The organism is Croceimicrobium hydrocarbonivorans (assembly GCF_014524565.1).
Classification (GTDB): Bacteria; Bacteroidota; Bacteroidia; order Flavobacteriales; family Schleiferiaceae; genus Croceimicrobium; species Croceimicrobium hydrocarbonivorans.
Genome location: NZ_CP060139.1, coordinates 1,236,886 through 1,250,613, shown reverse-complemented (window position 1 = coordinate 1,250,613; position 13,728 = coordinate 1,236,886). Strand labels below are relative to the sequence as shown.

Annotated in this window: 14 protein-coding genes; 6 read left to right on the top strand and 8 right to left on the bottom strand. The window is 44.3% G+C overall.

Annotated features, from left to right (window positions below; all coding sequences use genetic code 11):
- Positions 1–94 precede the first annotated feature (94 nt).
- The 7 genes from H4K34_RS05800 to H4K34_RS05770 form a co-directional block, all read right to left on the bottom strand.
- Positions 95–592 carry a hypothetical protein gene (locus tag H4K34_RS05800; protein ID WP_210759880.1) on the bottom strand — a complete coding sequence of 166 codons (498 nt, stop codon included), beginning with the start codon at positions 590–592 and terminating at the stop codon, positions 95–97.
- Between the two features lie 11 nt (positions 593–603).
- A complete protein-coding gene (locus H4K34_RS05795; RefSeq protein WP_210759879.1) occupies positions 604–1,278 on the bottom strand; it encodes a hypothetical protein in 675 nt (224 codons plus the stop codon).
- Between the two features lie 38 nt (positions 1,279–1,316).
- A complete protein-coding gene (locus H4K34_RS05790) occupies positions 1,317–2,114 on the bottom strand; it encodes a class I SAM-dependent methyltransferase (RefSeq protein ID WP_210759878.1) in 798 nt (265 codons plus the stop codon).
- Positions 2,111–2,488 (bottom strand): nuclear transport factor 2 family protein, encoded by a 378-nt coding sequence (locus H4K34_RS05785; protein WP_210759877.1) that lies wholly within the window; start codon positions 2,486–2,488, stop codon positions 2,111–2,113. Before H4K34_RS05785 ends, H4K34_RS05790 begins: the two co-directional genes overlap by 4 nt.
- Before the next feature lie 3 nt (positions 2,489–2,491).
- Positions 2,492–3,559 (bottom strand): ribosome small subunit-dependent GTPase A, encoded by a 1,068-nt coding sequence (gene rsgA, locus H4K34_RS05780; RefSeq protein WP_210759876.1) that lies wholly within the window; start codon positions 3,557–3,559, stop codon positions 2,492–2,494.
- A 124-nt stretch (positions 3,560–3,683) separates the two neighbouring features.
- Positions 3,684–5,687 (bottom strand): urocanate hydratase, encoded by a 2,004-nt coding sequence (locus tag H4K34_RS05775; protein WP_210760544.1) that lies wholly within the window; start codon positions 5,685–5,687, stop codon positions 3,684–3,686.
- Between the two features lie 11 nt (positions 5,688–5,698).
- Positions 5,699–5,860, bottom strand: a complete 162-nt coding sequence (locus H4K34_RS05770; protein ID WP_210759875.1) for a DUF5522 domain-containing protein — start codon at positions 5,858–5,860, stop codon at positions 5,699–5,701.
- Positions 5,861–6,194: 334 nt separating this feature from the next.
- Between H4K34_RS05770 and H4K34_RS05765 the strand changes: the two genes are divergently transcribed.
- The 6 genes from H4K34_RS05765 (at position 6,195) to H4K34_RS05740 (ending at position 11,053) form a co-directional block, all read left to right on the top strand.
- The gene (locus H4K34_RS05765; RefSeq protein ID WP_210759874.1) at positions 6,195–7,199 is read left to right on the top strand and encodes an AraC family transcriptional regulator; all 1,005 of its coding nucleotides are present in this window, start codon (positions 6,195–6,197) and stop codon (positions 7,197–7,199) included.
- The gene (locus H4K34_RS05760; RefSeq protein WP_210759873.1) at positions 7,199–8,152 is read left to right on the top strand and encodes a 1-aminocyclopropane-1-carboxylate deaminase/D-cysteine desulfhydrase; all 954 of its coding nucleotides are present in this window, start codon (positions 7,199–7,201) and stop codon (positions 8,150–8,152) included. Before H4K34_RS05765 ends, H4K34_RS05760 begins: the two co-directional genes overlap by 1 nt.
- A complete protein-coding gene (locus tag H4K34_RS05755; protein ID WP_210759872.1) occupies positions 8,145–9,029 on the top strand; it encodes a glucosaminidase domain-containing protein in 885 nt (294 codons plus the stop codon). The genes H4K34_RS05760 and H4K34_RS05755 overlap by 8 nt, the downstream gene beginning before the upstream one ends.
- 114 nt (positions 9,030–9,143) lie before the next feature.
- The gene (locus H4K34_RS05750) at positions 9,144–9,767 is read left to right on the top strand and encodes a YdeI/OmpD-associated family protein (RefSeq protein ID WP_210759871.1); all 624 of its coding nucleotides are present in this window, start codon (positions 9,144–9,146) and stop codon (positions 9,765–9,767) included.
- Between the two features lie 30 nt (positions 9,768–9,797).
- Positions 9,798–10,184 (top strand): ribosomal maturation YjgA family protein, encoded by a 387-nt coding sequence (locus H4K34_RS05745; protein WP_210759870.1) that lies wholly within the window; start codon positions 9,798–9,800, stop codon positions 10,182–10,184.
- A gap of 143 nt (positions 10,185–10,327) precedes the next feature.
- Positions 10,328–11,053, top strand: coding sequence for a DUF3784 domain-containing protein (locus H4K34_RS05740; protein WP_210759869.1), 726 nt, complete (start codon positions 10,328–10,330; stop codon positions 11,051–11,053).
- Positions 11,054–11,086: 33 nt separating this feature from the next.
- Here the strand turns inward: H4K34_RS05740 and H4K34_RS05735 are convergent, their stop codons facing one another.
- Entirely contained in the window at positions 11,087–13,705 is a 2,619-nt protein-coding gene (locus H4K34_RS05735) for a hypothetical protein (RefSeq protein ID WP_210759868.1), read from the bottom strand.
- Between the last annotated feature and the right edge of the window lie 23 nt (positions 13,706–13,728).

Here is a 13,728-nt window from a genome sequence, read left to right as displayed (position 1 = left end):
TGGAGTATTTCCTCTCTAGTTTGAGCTTGCAGCGCGCAAAAAGGAAGACTACATATGCAGAGGCTAATTAAATATCTGTTTGAAGCTTTTAGCATTAAAAGATCTTCTTCGGTTTTAATTCCGATAGAGCAATGATGTTTTCACAAAGGGCTATAAAGTTTTCTAAACCCCTTTCGTCGCTGTGGTATTTTGGACTCCAGAAGGAGTATTTAAAGGATTGGGTACTATTGCCAAATTCGATTGACCAAGTATCACCATCAAATCCGAAAGTAGCGGCTGAATCCAAGTTGATGTTTTCAAGAAGCGCCACTTGCTTAAGGATTTCCCCAAAACCGGCACTGTCAACATAGAAGGCACTGTCGATTATCGCAGGCTTAAGGCCTTCCTCATAGGGATCAGAATCAGGGCTATTTAAGTAATAAAGTCTCGAATAGCGAATCCCAATATCTCCAGGTTTATTGGGTGATATTTTAATACTGCTGTAATTGTTCGGTCCTCTCATGGAGTGACTGTATTTAAAAATGATGAAGTCTATCTCCTCAATTTCACATTGACTCCAGGCGGTCTGGCATAGGATTGCCAAGAAAATCATAATTAAATTTTTCATTGAATTTCGAAACTATTGCTGTGAAGATTTGGCTCCAAGTGGAGTCTGTATTTACCGGGTTTAAGGTTCTCATAGAGAGGCAGTGCACTGATAGCTATTTCTCCTGGACCCAGAGCGATTTGACCTATGCCTACTCCACATCCAAAGGTGTTGAATCGATTTAGCGGTATCCAATTCTCATTTTCGATCATTTCGAGCTGCACTCGTAAATAGTGATTTAGACCAATGCGAATGCTATCTGGAGATAAGTTCCGGATTAAGATAGGGTAGGCAGGACTTTGCTGTTCTTGCTTTTCAGGAAAGTACAAAGCCTCTTGGGAGATTGCTATTTTAATGATTTGATGATTTAAAACTTGAAATTCGATTTCATTTTGCGCTGCTTCTTTTAGCCGCTTGTTCATTAAGGAACTGCTGCGCTTTCTAAGCTCTGGGAAATAGCTTTCTTTATGGATATAAATGCTGTCTTTATCAGGGCCAATGTAGAGGAAGTTTAGGCCCCAATATGAGCTTTGCAAACTTTGAGCTTTTTCGGGAAAGACCTTTTCGTTTGGAATTAGAAGCGGTGCTTTTTTAGCTTGAAGAGCAAAAAGCAATAGGCTGCTAAGACCACAGATCACCAAGCTGTATATGGGAATAAGTTTTCGGGCTTCAAATTTTAAAGGGCTTAGCATTAAAAGGAAACGTCAAGGTTAATCTTATTGGTCTAGCTTTATTCTGTTTTTTTAAGCGCTAAGAAGAGATAATCGCCCAAATCTGAATCGTATTGCTTTTTAATCTCCCAGAACTTTCCGCTTTCCACATCCTGTTTTAATAGCCATAATCCCCGGTCTACTTCCTCCTGTCGGCTAAGATCCGCAAAGGAAGAAATGCCTTTTCGAATCTCATCCCGGAAATACAATTCAGGTTGCTCCTTGCCACATTGTAGAAACTGATCTTGCAAATCCTTTCTCACCTGATAGATTTCCTCCCTCTCGATATACATGCTCGCGGCTTGGGCTGCTTCTTTAATTCTTTCAAGACTGGGCATTTGGGCGGTGGAATCAGCTAACATTTGCGGGAAATAATGATTGAGCCAATAGCCTTGCATTTGCTCCGGAGTGGAGGTGAAAATCACCATCCGGCCTTGAGCCTTGAGCACGCGACTAATTTCCAAAAAGGCTTTTTCCAAATCCGTCCAATGATGTAAGGTGAGGGTGGCTATAATGCCATCCATCGATTGATCCTCAAGCCCGGTGTTTTCAGCCTGTCCAATTTGCCAATCTCCCTTTGGATTTCTTTCTCGAGCCACCTTCAGCATGGTTTCCGAAGGGTCCATACCCAAAAGTTTGAGGCCCTGCTTTTGCAGGGCGATGCTGTAATTTCCGGTGCCACAGCCCAAATCCAAGAAAGCTTCTTTGGCTTGCGGGTCGAGCAGGGCAATTAGTCTTTCCAATAAATAAGGGTCGGCCTTGCGGGTGCTATTATAGCTTTGGCCGATGCGGTCGTATTTGATCTCAGAACTTTTCAATACATGGTATTTGGGTTGGCCGATTTTTCGGGAATCTTTTGGATGGCATCCCAGTGCTCACAGATTTTCCCATCGGCATTAAAGCGAAAGAAATCCATGGTAATATACTCTTCATTGCCAGGCCAGGTTTGGTGGGTATGCAAGGCTACCAGATCGCCCTCTGCTATGCAGCGCACAAATTCAATCGACTTTTCAGGGTATTCTGCTTGCATGCGCTCGAAATAGGCGATAAAGCCTGCCGTTCCGTCCGCTACGTCCGGATTATGTTGAATGTATTCGGTGCCTAGATATTGAGCCACCGCTTCGGCGGGATTTCCTTCATAAGCCATGCGGTAAAAGGCGATGGCATTTTCCTTGTTTTGCTCCAAATTCATGGACTAGTATTTATGATTTTTTCGATGGGCCTTTCCAGCTTTAAAGAGCTTGCCTTGGGCTCTTTCTTTAGCCCTTTTTTCTTTGAGGCTGGTGCTGTAATGCTTTTGCTCCAGCTTCAATTTATGGTAGCTGGCATAGAGCTCTTCGGATAGTTCTCCGGAATCTATCGCTGCTTGAATGGCACAGCCTTTTTCACCTTCATGCTGACAGTCGCTAAACTTGCAATTTCGAGCAATTTCCTGGATGCTTTCAAAAGTAGCCTCCAAGGCCGAAGCATCATCGGTAATGCCAATTTCACGCATTCCCGGAGTATCAATTACGATAGCGCCATTAGCGAGAATGAATAATTCGCGATGGGTAGTGGTATGCCTGCCTTTTTGATTGCTATTGCTTATGCTTTGCGTTTTAAGCTGGTCATTCGCTCTTAAGGCATTGATAAGGGTGGATTTACCCACGCCGGAAGAGCCTAATATGCAATAGCTTTTATGAGCCTGCATTTTTTGTGCGATCTCGGCGATGGATTCCGGATCAAAATTGGAAAAACCTAAAACCTCCAAATCCAGATGGCGTGCCTTAACTTTATCAATATAGCTCTGTAATTCTTCCTTCGAAATCAGGTCAACTTTACTGATGATTAAAATCGCCGTTATTGGAGCTGCATTGCAAATTGCTAGGTAGCGCTCCAATCGATTGAGGTTAAAATCCTGACCTACCGCCTGCACAATAAAGGCTTGATCCAGATTGGCGGCAATGCTTTGGCTTTCGCCGAATTTGTTCACGGCCTTGCGCTTCAGTAAGGAGCTGCGTTCCAATACTTCTATAATCACCGCGCTGTCTTCTCCACTGGGGATGGCTTTTACCCAATCACCTACTGCCGGCAATTCACTGCTGTCCTGCACGCTGTAACGGAGGTTACCGGTGATTTCGGCGCTGTAGGTGCGTTCGGCATCTTGAAGGGTATAGCGATCGCGATGCACGGCAGTCACTCGGGCCAAAAGGAAGTCGTTGAGGGTTTCGTCTTCGGTAAATGCTTGAGCAGCAGGGCTTAATCCGAGGGTGTTTAAGTTCATTTTAGCTAAGGTTTTGGCGCTCAATATTTTGAATACCAAAGATAGCTAAATCCTGAGCCTAATGAATGACTATCAGGTCTTTAAAAGAAAAAAGGCTCTGATCGCATAAATCAGAGCCTTGATGTTAGTCTTTTAGAATTTGACTAAGGTCAATATCACTTTCTTCCGGCAGGGTAATTTTAAGTCCGGGTGTGCGCTCCATTTCCCGTTTTATCGCAAATACGGCACCTTCATTTCGTGCCCAGCTACGGCGAGCAATACCATTATTTACATCATAGAGGAGCATGCTTTCCAAGCGACGATTGGCAGCATCACTACCATCCAGTAACATTCCAAAGCCACCATTAATAACTTCGCCCCAGCCAACGCCGCCACCATTGTGAATGCTAACCCAAGTTGCGCCCCGGAAGCTATCGCCAATTACATTTTGAATCGCCATATCGGCTGTAAATTGGGAACCATCGTAAATATTGGAGGTTTCACGGTAGGGAGAGTCGGTGCCGCTTACATCATGATGATCACGCCCTAAAACAACGGGACCAATTTTTCCAGCTTCAATCGCTCGATTAAAAGCCTTAGCAATTTCAATCCGACCTTGACTGTCGGCATAGAGAATCCGGGCTTGTGATCCCACCACCATTTTATTGGCGCCGGCAGCTTCAATCCAGCGGATATTATCTTCCATTTGTTGGCGAATCTCCGCCGGAGCGGTTTCCGCCATTTTACTTAATACTTCGCTGGCAATGCGATCGGTTGCTGCCAGATCTTCGGCCTTGCCAGAGGTGCATACCCAGCGGAAAGGTCCAAAGCCATAATCGAAGCACATGGGGCCCATAATGTCTTGCACATAACTGGGGTATTTGAATTCGCGACCAATAGTAGGTTCGGGATTCATAACATCGGCCCCAGCCCGACTAGCTTCTAGTAAAAAGGCATTGCCATAATCAAAGAAATAGGTGCCTTTGGCCGTATGTTTATTAACCGCTGCTGCGTGTCGGCGTAAGCTTTCTTGCACCAGTGCTTTAAATTCTTCCGGCTGATTAGCCATCATTTCATTGGCCTCCTCAAAGCCTAACTGAACGGGGTAATAACCTCCCGCCCAAGGGTTGTGCAATGAGGTTTGGTCTGAGCCGAGATCAATATAAATACCTTCCTTATCAAAGGCTTCCCAAACTTCTACCACATTGCCCTCATAGGCAATGGATACAGTTTCTTGAGTAGCCTTAGCTTCTTTTACTCTGCTAACTAATTGATCGATATCCGAAATTAGCTCATCCACCCAGCCTTGAGCATGTCGCTTACGACTTGCTGCGGGGTTTACTTCGGCGGTCACGCTAACACAACCGGCAATATTTCCAGCTTTAGGCTGGGCGCCGCTCATGCCGCCTAGGCCCGCGGTTACGAATAAGGCTCCGCTATTGGGTTCTGCGCCAACTTTGCGCAGGGCGTTTAATACGGTAATGGTGGTTCCGTGTACAATTCCTTGTGGGCCAATGTACATGTAGGAGCCGGCGGTCATTTGACCATATTGACTTACGCCCAGAGCATTAAAACGTTCCCAGTCATCGGGTTTGGAGTAATTTGGGATTACCATTCCATTGGTAACAACTACACGCGGGGCATCGGGATGAGAGGGAAATAATCCCATGGGATGACCACTGTACATGTGCAGACTTTGGTTCTCCGTCATTTCGGAGAGGTACTGCATAGTAAGCAGATATTGAGCCCAGTTTTGGAATACCGCTCCATTACCTCCATAGGTGATAAGTTCGTCTGGATGCTGGGCTACGGCCGGATCTAAATTATTTTGGATCATCAGCATAATAGCCGCTGCCTGCTGGCATTGGGCTGGGTATTCGCTGATGGGGCGGGCGTACATTTCGTAATCTGGCTTAAAGCGGTACATGTAAATACGACCGTATTTTTTTAGTTCGAGGGCGAATTCGGATGCAAGCTCAGCATGCCATTTTTTAGGGAAATAGCGCAGGGCATTTTTAAGGGCTAAAACCTTTTCTTCCTCACTTAAAATGTCCTTGCGTTTTGGAGCATGACTCCATTCCGCATTTGGAGCTTTAGGAGCAGGGAGCTCAGAGGGAATACCCTGGCGAATGGCTGTTTGAAAGTCAATAGTGGTATCGATCATCGCTTGCGTTTAAATGTTCCGGTTGCTTTATTGTAGCCGTAAGGGCAGTGTTTGCAACCACTTTGACAGCAATAACCCCTTTTAAGGTGATACTGTTTGGTAAAAACAATAAAACCTTCTTCCGAATAATAATAGTCTCCCTTTTCGAGCTGGGGCATTGCTGAATTTTTGGCAAAATTACAATCTCTGCCTTTGCCTGCCAGAGCCGGACTCTTTTTATCTTATTGAGGCAAGGTAGAAGCGATCTGGTGCTCGGATGTGAGATTCATCATAGATTGAAAAGTCGAGGCATTTTACCTTTATCACTTCTTGATGATAAGTCTAATTAAATCAAGTGATAAAGTCGAAGCCCTTTTGAAATCAGAGCTTGGAATTGTAGAAAAATAATAAATCACCGAGCTGTTTTTGTGGCTTCCCCATGAGGTTTAATTAAATTTGATCGTTCTCTAAGGGGATGCTAGGGGGAAAGATGCACCTAATGAGGATTTTTAAATGAGGAGATTGCAATGGGCGGAGTATTCTAAAGTACTGCGCGATAACACTTTGCATCAGGAGCGATTTGAATCAGCAAACGATCTCTTTCTCTCCGAGTATCGGGGCTTCTTTGAGGAGCCGGGATTAGGAAGGATAGACGTTAGCTCCGTGCGGGGGATTGGTCATTATACCATCAAAAAAACACGAGCTCTTTTGAAGGATGAAGTAGAGTTCGAAATGAAGATCGATGAGCCTTTGTTCACCGTGGGCTTCTTGTATTCGGGTTCCTTTGTTTTTCATGGTGGCGATGTGAGTGAAGGAAGGCGTGTTGATGCTCCTTCCGTGGTGGTGTACCGACAAAACGATCACATCAGCTATCAGCGAATTTATTGCGAGCAGCCCTACGAAACCCTAAATATTTCCTTTAATGATCAGGTTTTGCAGCGCATTTTGCAAAAGTTTGAGAATAGTGGAGGGGTAGCGAAGAGGCTCAATGAAGAATCAATGATTGCCATTCGCCCTGAAGATGAATACCTGGGTGCCTATTTCGATAAGCTCAATATTATTCCCCTCGATCAGGATGTAAATAACCTCTTTTTGGCAGAAAGCCTGGTTTTGAAGATTCTCAATAAAACCATGTTGTTTTTGGAAAGACCTTCAAGTGGTCTTTTAGGGGAGCAGGAAAGAGAGTCGCGCACTTCTTCGGCCCTTTTTGAAGTGCTGGCCTATATGCGTGAAAACCTACATAAGCCCATTAGCTTAACCCGAGTAGCGGAACAATTTGGGGTGAGCTCCCGCTGGTTACAAAGACGCTTTAAGGAAGATTTGCAATCGAGTTTTAGTGATTACCTTCGGGATATGCGTTTGCAGCGCGCTTATGATCTGCTTACCAATAATGAGCAGGAGCTAAGTGTACGTGAAGTTTGTTTGGAAGTAGGTTATACTAGCAGTCAAACATTCTCCAGCAATTTCCGCAAACGCTTTAATGTGAGTCCCAAGCAAGTAATGAGTGTAGGCCTTTGATGGAACTTTCAATTAACACCCTGAATAGCAAGGAGGAATTTTTGCTCAATCATCATGGGGTGGACGTATTTCTTAAGCGCGATGATCAGATTCATCCGGAGATTAGCGGTAATAAATGGCGTAAGCTGAAATACCATCTGGAAAAATTCTATCTGGGAGATTATCGGCAAATCCTAAGTTTTGGTGGAGCTTTTAGCAATCACTTGGCGGCTTTGGCGGCCTTGGGGAAATTAGCCGAGATTCCTACTTACGCCATGGTAAGGGGCGAAGAGGCTGGTGATAGCCCTACCCTAGAATATTGCTCTGCTCAAGGCATGGAGTGGGAAGCGATTTCGCGCAAGGATTACAGTTTAAAGGAGAATCCAGAATTTTTGGAGGCCTTGCAAGAACTACGTCCCGGTTTATACATTTTACCCGAAGGCGGTAAGGGAGTCCCAGCCTTAAAAGGTTGTGCGGAGATTATCGATGAGCTGGAGGGAACTTATGATTGCATTGCCCTAGCAGCAGGTACCGGAACCACGGCGGCCGGATTGCTGGCTCATCCCAAAGCGCCGAAAATTCGCGTGTATGCAGCCTTGAAAGGAGGGTCTTTTTTGAAGCCGGCCATAGCGCAATACCTGCAAGAATATCAAAGTGAATATGGCTTGGCGCCGATTCCGAGAGATTTGCTAATCCGTAAATTAGACTTGGTCACAGATTATCATTTCGGTGGCTTTGCTAAAATAAATCAGGAGCTGGTGCAGTTCATGAATGAAACCTACCGTAAATATCAGCTTAAGCTTGATCCGGTATATACCTCCAAATTGTTGTTTGGATTGTTGAAAGATATTGAAGCAGGGCATTTTAAAGCCGGTAGTCGGGTTTTAGTTTTGCATAGCGGAGGACTGCAAGGCATTGCCGGAATGAATCGGCGATTGGCTAAGAAGTCCGAAGAATTGATTGCCTATGACTAAGAAGCTCCTTATACTCGTTTTTGCCTTATGTACCTTGGGCCTTTCTGCTCAATCTGTTACCGAGCAATATATTGCCGATTGGCATGAGGTGGCTCAAGCCGAGATGCTCGAATATGGGATTCCGGCAAGCATCACTTTAGCACAGGGGATCTTGGAATCGGGTAGTGGTCAAAGTAAACTGGCTAAAGAGGCCAATAATCACTTTGGTATTAAATGCCACCTCGATTGGAAAGGGGAGAAGGTGTACCATGATGATGACGAGGATGATGAGTGTTTCCGGAAGTACGATCATGCGGAGGATAGTTTTCGAGATCATTCCAGGTTTTTAAAGGAACGCAGTCGCTATGCCAAGCTCTTCGATCTGAAATCCCATGATTATAAAAGTTGGGCCAAGGGATTGAAAAAGGCCGGTTATGCGACCAATCCTAAATATGCTGATTTGTTGATCGACCTTATTGAACGCCATAAACTGCATAAGTACGATGTGCGGGCGGTGATCAAAACCAATCCTCCCAAAGAGGTGCCAGACCCGGCAGATTTATTGGTGCAGGAATCTCCTAATAAGGTGGATTTTGTGATCGCTAGAAAGGGCGACACCTTCGAAAGTCTGGCAGAATATTTTAATAAGCGAACTGAGGATCTATTGGAGTACAATGAGCTGCGCTACGATGCCAAGCTGGAGCCAGGGCAAATCATTTATTTGCAACCCAAACGCAGTAGGGCGGCACGTGAGAATCGCTACTACACCTTTGTGGAAGGTGATGATTTGTATGAGATCTCCCAGCGCTATGCTATTAAATTGGAGAAGATTTACCAGCGCAATGATATTCCGGTAGGTGAAACGCCAAAGCCCGGAACTCGATTGGAGCTGCGCTAAGAACGACCTTAAATTTTAAGCTCCCTTTACCTTAATTTATTCCCTTTCAGTTTATCTGGGTCAATAAAATATTGCAACTTCGGGCCTCCGATGTCCTAATATTTGCAGCTTTCTATGAACCCGGAAGTAGATACTTATTTTACAGAAGGATGCGGTCGTTGTGACTTATACCAAAGTCCTGATTGCAAAGTACACCGCTGGGCAGAGCCACTGCAGCAATTGCGCAGTATTCTGTTGAGCAGTCCTTTGGTGGAGGAGCGCAAATGGAGCATGCCTACTTATACCCATAAGGGGAAGAACATTTTAATCTTGAGTGCATTCAAGGATTATTGTTCGCTCAACTTTTTTAAGGGGGCTTTGCTTAAGGATCCAAACAATTTATTAGAGTTTGCCGGACCGAATAGTCGGGTACCCAAACTTTTTAAATTCAAGGAAGGTGATTCTGTTTTGGAGCAGGAGCAAGCCATTCTTGATTTTATTCGACAAGCCATTGCGGTGGAAGAGTCAGGTGCAAAAGTGCCTGCCAGTGCTCCTGAAGCTATGGATTATCCAGAAGAATTGCAGCAGGCATTTCAGGAGGATGCAGGATTTGAAGCGGCATTTGAGTCGCTGAGCCCGGGGAGGAAAAGGGCTTATTTAATTCAGTTTAACGGTGCTAAGCAAAGTAAAACGCGCTGGGCACGTATTGAAAAATGGAAAGATCACATATTGATCGGTAAAGGCTTTCATGATCGTTAAACCCTAAAACTGCATACTTTTTTACCCCCTATGAACCTTAGATTTATGTATTTCGTCTTAAGCCTTTGTAGTATTGGCTTAGGACTTGCTTCCCGTAGTTTTAAAATGTTGGAATGGGGCCATGCCTATCTGGGTGATGCGCTCTATGCCGTATTTATCTACTTCGGCTTTCGCTTCTTATTCCCCAATTTAAGCGTACGGCCTTCGGCCTTAGCGGCATTGGTCTTTTGCTATGCCATTGAATTTCAACAAATGATTTCTTGGGAATGGCTCACGGCTATTCGTTCTACCACCATCGGTCATTTGATTTTAGGTCAAGGCTTTTTATGGTCGGATATTTTAGCCTATAGCTGTGGAGTTTGTTTAGTGCAGTTTTTGGACCATAAGCTGATTTTGAAAGATGAGCAGGCGATTTGATTGTCGCTTGAATTGCATATTCAAGCGAGGCAAATTCAAGCTAGATTCTAAGCTGAATATGTAATTCAGCTTCTCCGCAATTTTTTCCAATGCCAATAACCGTTTTTTAGCTAAACTGCGTTAGCTTTTTCAAATCATTTGTCATGTTGTATCTGATTATAGGCATGAGCCTTTTGTTTCTGGTTCTGGCTTTCGCGGTGAATACCAATAATGCGCGTTACTTGCTTTCGGGTTATAATACCATGACCGAAGAGGAGCGAGCCAATTTTGATTTGAAAGGCTTTTTGAAACAGTTTAAGAGCTTCCATATTTTTCTGGGTCTGAGTTTCGGAATCTTTGGGGTACTCCTCTTTTTTCAATGGGGCCAGAATGTGGTGGGATGGTTTTTAGGACTCTTTCCAATCTTGGCTTATCTGGTTTTTATTATTCGAGCCAGACGCTATGATCATAATCCACCACGCTATTCTTATTGGGCAATTGGTGCTCTCTTAGTCTGCATTATTGGCGTAAGCACTTTGCTTATTTATGGCGATCAGAATATTGATTTTGTAGTCCAAGATCAAAAAGTGCACATCTCAGGGATGTACGGAGCCGATTTTGAAATTGATGATATCGAAAGCATTCGGTTGGTAGATGAATTACCTCCAATTACCAGTAAAGTTAATGGCTTTGCGATGGCTCCGGTTTTTAAGGGTTATTTCCGCACCAAAGCTGGTGATAGGGTAAAGCTTTTAGTGCTATCGAAAGCATCCCCACTCTTGTACATTCAGTTAAAGAATGGCGAGGAACTCTATTATGTGCCGGAAGATAGATCGGCAGAAAAGGAATTTGAGCAAATAGCAATAGGTCGAATTTCAAATTCGACCTAGTTTCACGAATTTAAAATTCGACCTAGTGTAGGTTTAGCGGAGGCGATAACAAATCAATGTGCCATCATTACTATAGGTAACAATATTGAGGCTCTTGTCGCGGTTTAAGGATCCCATATCAAAGGGTCCTTGCGCAAATACCGGGAAACCATCTACCAAATTTCCTTCTTCATTAAAGAGTCGGATTTCTTCGGCTCCAGCAGAGAAAGCAGCGGTATAGAATCGATTGTTCAGGATCATAGCCTTGGGCTTAACGCTGATGTCATCTTCCAAGCTGGCTTCAAAGGGCATACGGTCATCCTTAACAAAAAGCTGGGCGCCATCACTAAAGATATAGCGGCCTTCAAAATAGATCAGATGACTGGCCGGATGACTGCGATCAAGGTACAAGGCATCCACCTTGCCTTCGGGATTAATCACATACATCTTACCCGAATTAGAGCCGGCTATCAACTCTGACTTTTTCAAGCTTTCGCCCGCCTTTAGATAGAAGCTGGTTTTGAGCTCTTCAATTTTTTCATCCACCTTAAAGCGCTCTTCACCACGGCGGTTTAATTGGTAGAGTTTACCATCCGCCGTAAGGCAAACAATAATATCCTTGCCCGCTACACTAAAGAACTGGGGTTCGCTTACAATGTCGGAAGCGGCCTTTTTAAAGTTCCAGCCTTTTACGCTTTTGCCCTCTACATCGTAATTGTAGAGCATCGGTCCGCAGGGCACAACCAAGCGGTAATTTCGAGCCTGATCGTAATTAAATACGCCTACCGGAGCGGTAGATTCTGCCTTCAGTTTTACCGGGAATCCTTCTACATTCCGACCCAAGCGATCCAGCACCCACAATTGATTAGCGGTATTAAATACCATTTGCAATTTATTGTTGCGGTAAATATCAATTTGGCGGATATCACCGATTATAGGACCATCAAGATCTTTAGTCCAATACACTTCACCCTTACGGGAGATGAGGTACAAACGGTGGTTTTCATCCTGAATGGCAATATCGAGCTTCTGATTATTGTGATTTTTTAAGAATTGAGGTGCTCCACTCGGTTGACCTTCCAATTGTACAGACCATTGTCTAACGATTTTCTCTTTAATGGCTTGCTCCTCCCGAATCATGGCCGAAACAAAGCTGCGATCCTTATCTGCTCTTAACTGCAGGATGGCCCAGCGCAGGTTCTGTAGGCTGTCTTGCAGGCTTTCTAGTTCTTCACTTAATCCATTATTAAGAGCTTCTTTTTGATTGGGAAGCCATTCTGGAATACCATACACAATTTGCACTTGTGCTTTTCCTGGCAATTGATTGCTAAGGTTGAGGTAAGAATCGCTGCGATCCAAAGTTTTAGAATCGAGAATATCATTCAAGACCACTTTTAAGGCGGCCAATTGATTGCCCAGTAAAACATAATCTTTGTGGATAAGGTAATAGGGCTGGTGAAAGGCCTCGAATACCGAACCGTATAAACGAGGTAAAAGATTCATGGGGCTAAGCTTGCGAATGACATGCCCGCGATAGCCTTCGATGAAGTTGCTATCTGAAAGTGCTTCCAAGGTTTTCGCCGCCAACTCCTCATCGCGGAAATTGAAATAGGCAAATTCATAAGCTTGGTTTTGCGCCCGACCAGCTTGGAAGGTGCCCATTTCAGAGTCGATGATTCCAGCCAGTTGACTACCTACATTGGCGGGCAATTTAGCGATGATCTCCTGATGATCTTTAAGGGTGCCGGCCTTTTCTAGTTGGGCTTCATAGGCTCTTTGGTATTGACCAATATTGCCGATGCTCATATGAACCCAACGGGCCAAATTCACCGGAATTAACTTTTGGGCCTGAATTTGATCACTGCGTAAAGAGGCTAAGGCTTGTGGGAAATAAGCTTCGGTCTCAGGGTGGTTCAGTAATCCGGTGGCGATAAGATCATGGGTTTCGGCATCCAGATCCAGTAAAAGCCAATCGCCCATATCTGCTAAAAACTGTGCTTTAAGCTTGCCAATGGTATTAAGATAATCGGGCCAGCTCTTTAGGTTGAGGTATACATTTAGTGGGGAACGCGGATTACGACTCTCACGAATTTGACGCAATCGATCATTCTCCGCCACTTGGGTAGGGCTGTTCTTTTGGCGGATAGCTGCTTCCAGGGCGATACGATCACCACTTATTAAATAGAGATCATTGCTGTGGTATAAGTAGAGATCCTGCTTTTCATTCAGCTTAAGCTGATAAATTTTTTCACCGGAATATTCCAGGCTTTGTATTCCGTCTACTTTCTGGAAGTTCTGGAAAAGCCTTTCGGCGGATGCATCATCATTAAGGAGAATCAATAACCAATTGTAACGGTCGGCGCCAGAGAGGATTTCGGCCAGATACACCTGGCTGCTACTCATCAAGTCCTGAAGGCTATCCTTATTGCTTAACTCCGCAGCATTACGCCAATGTGAATGGAAGCTCTCAATACTTTCGAATTGGCTGATTAAATCGAGAACCCGCGAATTTGATTTCTTAGCAATTACTTCTTCCCAATCATTTATTTCGGCTAACCATACTGTATTTAAAGGCAGTACCTCTTGAATCTGGCTTTTGCTTTTTTCGCTTTCGCGACAAGCGCCTAAAAAAATGAGAGAGAGAATTAAAAAGAAAGAATGTTTCAACGACATGAACCCCTTGAGTTTGTACAAAA